This window comes from Chamaesiphon sp. VAR_69_metabat_338 (genome assembly GCF_031423935.1).
GTDB lineage: Bacteria > Cyanobacteriota > Cyanobacteriia > Cyanobacteriales > Chamaesiphonaceae > Chamaesiphon.
Genome location: NZ_JANPGM010000375.1, coordinates 1 through 2,758 on the forward strand (window position 1 = coordinate 1; position 2,758 = coordinate 2,758).

A 2,758-nucleotide genomic window follows, 5' to 3' on the forward strand; every position below is an offset into this window, starting at 1 on the left:
TATCAGCACTATCAACGCGGCATCCTCCATCAAGAGCTAAATCACAGAGCCAAAGCCATAGAAGACTTCCAGCGGACGATCGAGTTAGCAAAAAAAGCTGGTCAGGAAAAAGATTACGCTGACGCCGCCGTCAGGCTCCAACAGTTGAAGAAGTCGGGGGCGATCTTTTAACAGTTTCTATTTCATCATATTTCGATCGCTCTACCATTCGCGATTAGCCTTCCCTCTGTCGCCTCGCCGCAGGTAACTGCCACCAACCCAAATGAGGTAACTCATGATGCTCCTCGTGGTAGCCAAAGTGGTAGCAACTGATAAACGACCAAAACTCAGAAAATGGCGTGCTAGTGGCGCGACATTCATTGATATAGCCGCCGACTGGTTCGCGATGTGGCAAGAATGTCCCGAATAAAAACAGTTGGAACGAACTCATGACAGAGGGAAACACCCAAAACCAAGAGAGATTAATTTCGGGAACGTGCAACACCTGATGTACGAGGTGGAAGGTGCCAATTAATAAGATCAGCCGCAACCAACTCCAATAGTTCTGCATGAAGTTGAAATACCAGGCAAAGAAATTCTGACGTTTGCCATTGTGATAATCTGGATCGCCGACTCGTGCGGGAATGTCGTGATGAAGCTGATGCATCTGCCGCATCTTGCCAAACGGAAACATCGCATAGACAAATAGGACAAAACTCCCGATCGCGTCGTTTAACTTAGGATTTCCAGGCGCGATCGAGCCGTGCATCCCATCATGTGCCGTTACAAATAACCCCACATACAAAAACATCTGCCATGTAAAGCCCAATAACTTTACCCATGCTGGCAAGTTTGTCAAATCCAGGCTAAATAATAACCCCGTGCTCGTCGCCCAAATACCGATTAGTGACAGTGCCACCCAGAGTCCCCGATCTTTTGCCTGTCTCACACTGATTAACCTCGTTCGATCGCTGGGATTGTTAAATAATTCTTTACTTATGTTAACGTCTCTCAACGGCTAGCGGGTTAGGAACGGTAAGATCGATCTAACTACTACAGGAATAGTCGATGACAACTTCACCCGCCCCAATCCAGTTACCCGCCAGCATCGAACTTGCCCCCAATTACACGATTCCGATCGTGCTAACTGCTGCAGCCTTACCCATAGCCGCACTTCAACTCTGGACTGGAGTGGCGATCGGCATCTTTGGGCTATTTCTAGCGATCCAAACCACCATCATCAAATTAGAATTTACAACCACTGCGCTCAATGTCTACCGCAGCAATACAGTCATCCGCACCTTTCCCTACAGCGAATGGGAGAATTGGCAGATTTTTTGGCAACCCGTGCCGATTTTGTTCTATTTCAAAGAAGTCAATAGCATTCACTTTTTACCCATCATCTTCGATGCCCGGATGTTGCGGACTTGTTTGGAGTACTATTATCCGAAGTCGGAGAGTAGGCTTTAGGCTTAGGCTTTAGGTATTAGGCTTTAGGCTTTAGGTATTAAACTTTAGGCTTTAAGTATTAGGTATTAGGTATTAGGCTTTAGCCTAATACCTAATTCAACGCGGCGCAGACTTCCTCGTCGGTGGTTTGGGCAAAGTTTTCGTACCAGGAGCCGATCGCATCGAAGGGTGTGGGTAGCATCAGGCAGACGATCGCATCGACAGTCGGGCGCAATTCATCGATCGTGTCTGGAAAAGCTACAGGTACCGCGACGACAATTTGAGCGGGGTTTTGGCTGCGAACTACAGCAATTGCCGCTTTCATGGTGGCTCCGGTTGCTAACCCGTCATCAACTAAGATGACAACTCGATCGCGCACGTCGAGCGGGGGTCGATCGCCGCGATAGGCGCGATCGCGGCGTTGCAATTCTTGCAGCTCAATTTCGGCAACTCGATCGATCTGTGCTGGTGAAATCCGTAAATCGGCAATGGTGTGCTCGTGCAGATAGCGTCGCCCCTGGAGATCGATCGACCCCATCGCAAATTCCGCATTGCCAGGGACGCCCAATTTATGCACGAGACACAGATCGAGCGGGACTTGGAGGATTTGGGCGATCGGTGCGGCTACCAGTACGCCACCCCGTGGCAAGCCTAGCAAGATCGACTGGGGGCACTCGGCAGCGGCATAACTTGCTAATTTTAGGGCTAATTGTCGTCCGGCATCAGTCCGATCTCGAAACTTTTTATTCATTCAAGCTACTAATCATCGATTGGTTCTAGTTTATCGAAACAACCGGAAGCTAGCTGGAATTTAAATAGATCTGAGTCGCGACGACAGAGAAGCCGTTCGCAACCAATAAACCTGACAAGATTGAGTGTCGATCGCTTGCAAAGTTGACATTACTCGTACTGACGACCTTACAAACAGTCGCGCTTACTTGTGGCGATTGCGATCGCAGCGCAATTACTCGATCGGAAAGCAACCGATCGCAATTTAGTTTTGGTGGATATTTCCTGTTCGCGATGCCAGCGAAATAAACATGTCGATTGAGTCGGCGATTATTGCATCATTTTGATTCGTTACAACAGACTGAATAACTACACCGACAGTTCCCAAACAGGTTAACTTTTGGAAAGTATGGTGGCAGATCTCGGTGGGTATCATGCTAATTGCCGCAATTGTCAAGGAATTGTTGCCGCTAGATAGATCTAGCCGATCGTCAGCCAAGACCCAAGTACGACAAATGTATGATTAGATACCAAAGCGCACGAAGACATCTATCTGTAGATCTGGTGGGATCGAAAGTGACTAGACATTAGGTAGCAGCTC

The 2,758-nt window shown here is 48.2% G+C and carries 4 protein-coding genes; 2 read left to right on the top strand and 2 right to left on the bottom strand.

The features are described from left to right. Positions 1–214: 214 nt before the first annotated feature. Positions 215–928, bottom strand: coding sequence for a fatty acid desaturase (locus tag RMO84_RS10530; RefSeq protein ID WP_310488417.1), 714 nt, complete (start codon positions 926–928; stop codon positions 215–217). Positions 929–1,047: 119 nt separating this feature from the next. Between RMO84_RS10530 and RMO84_RS10535 the strand changes: the two genes are divergently transcribed. Beyond that, positions 1,048–1,449 carry a DUF3119 family protein gene (locus tag RMO84_RS10535; RefSeq protein WP_310488418.1) on the top strand — a complete coding sequence of 134 codons (402 nt, stop codon included), beginning with the start codon at positions 1,048–1,050 and terminating at the stop codon, positions 1,447–1,449. A gap of 91 nt (positions 1,450–1,540) precedes the next feature. Here RMO84_RS10535 and RMO84_RS10540 read toward each other — a convergent pair whose 3' ends face one another. Continuing rightward, positions 1,541–2,179 (bottom strand): phosphoribosyltransferase, encoded by a 639-nt coding sequence (locus tag RMO84_RS10540; RefSeq protein ID WP_310488419.1) that lies wholly within the window; start codon positions 2,177–2,179, stop codon positions 1,541–1,543. A gap of 143 nt (positions 2,180–2,322) precedes the next feature. Here RMO84_RS10540 and RMO84_RS10545 point away from each other — a divergent pair, with 143 nt between their 5' ends. Beyond that, the gene (locus tag RMO84_RS10545) at positions 2,323–2,466 is read left to right on the top strand and encodes a hypothetical protein (protein ID WP_310488420.1); all 144 of its coding nucleotides are present in this window, start codon (positions 2,323–2,325) and stop codon (positions 2,464–2,466) included. The last annotated feature ends 292 nt before the right edge of the window (positions 2,467–2,758 follow it).